The sequence below is a fragment of the uncultured Campylobacter sp. genome, from assembly GCF_938040115.1.
Classification (GTDB): Bacteria; Campylobacterota; Campylobacteria; order Campylobacterales; family Campylobacteraceae; genus Campylobacter_A.
Genome location: NZ_CALHXD010000234.1, coordinates 1 through 1,157 on the forward strand (window position 1 = coordinate 1; position 1,157 = coordinate 1,157).

The window sequence follows — 1,157 nt, forward strand, 5'->3', positions numbered from 1 at the left end:
CGGCGCAGTAGTGGAGGAGGCGTACGAGACGGCGAGATTTTTAGGCAACGACGCGCGTAAATTTAGCGACGCGGGCGTGGCGGGGCTGCACAGACTGATCGCAAATTTAGAGCAGATACGCGGCGCAAAGGTCGTGATCGCGGTAGCAGGTATGGAGGGCGCGCTAGCTAGCGTGCTCGCAGGCCTCGTGAGCGTGCCGGTGATCGCGGTACCCACCAGCGTGGGATACGGGGCAAGCTTTGGCGGACTGGCGGCGCTGCTGGCGATGCTAAACAGCTGCGCAAACGGCGTCAGCGTCGTAAATATCGACAACGGCTTTGGCGCCGCGTATAACGCGAGCCTGATAAATCATCTCTAAATTTACGCCGCGCGCGAGGCAAATTTAACGGCTAAATTTGAAGGCTAAATTTAAAAGGAAGGCGTTGCGAGAGGAAAATTTAAGAGAGCAAAAAAGTGCTGCAAAGCTCGCGCAAAAGCCGCAAACGAGGCAAAGCGCGAGAACGAGGCTAGCGTTTTTAGCCGCGGCGGTTTTGATTTTGGCGGCTGAAATTTACATCGCGATCTGCGTAAAGGGCGGTTTCGTGCGGCACTATGCGGGCGACGTTTTGGCCGTCATCTTGCTTTACGCTTTGGCTCGGGCTGCTTTTAGCGCACCGCCTTTAAATTTGCCGCTTAAAATTTTCGCATTTGCCGCAGCCTTGGAGCTCGCGCAGTATCTGGGCGCCGTGCAAATTTTAGGCGTAGAAAATAAAATTTTAAAAGTAATGATCGGCGGAACGTTTGATTTTGCCGATTTGCTCTGCTACGCCGTAGGCTGCGTCATGGCGGGCGTTTATGAAAAATTTGAAAAAAGGAGAAGCGATGGATAAAGAAAAAGCCGTGCAAAAGATGACCGAGGTCATGGCGAAATTCGTCGGCTACACGGGCAAGGTGCTGCCCGACGACGTGATGGCGAAGCTGCTGGGGCTTAGTGAGCGCGAAACGCAGCCGCTGGCAAAGGAGATCTACAAAACGATGTTTGAAAACCAGCGCCTAGCTAAGCAGCTAGACCGTCCGTCCTGCCAGGATACGGGCGTGATCCAGTTTTTCGTGCGTTGCGGCTCGAACTTCCCGCTCATCGGCGAGCTTGAGGAGCTGCTGCGAGAGGCCGTACTGCG

Annotated in this window: 3 protein-coding genes; all 3 read left to right on the forward strand. The window is 54.6% G+C overall.

The features are described from left to right. A partial coding sequence (gene larB, locus Q0314_RS07910; RefSeq protein ID WP_298058052.1) for a nickel pincer cofactor biosynthesis protein LarB occupies nt 1–358 on the forward strand: 358 nt, incomplete at its 5' end. A 64-nt stretch (nt 359–422) separates the two neighbouring features. Continuing rightward, a complete protein-coding gene (locus Q0314_RS07915; protein WP_298058054.1) occupies nt 423–869 on the forward strand; it encodes a DUF2809 domain-containing protein in 447 nt (148 codons plus the stop codon). Next, a partial coding sequence (locus Q0314_RS07920) for a fumarate hydratase (protein WP_298058056.1) occupies nt 862–1,157 on the forward strand: 296 nt, incomplete at its 3' end. The genes Q0314_RS07915 and Q0314_RS07920, both read left to right, overlap by 8 nt.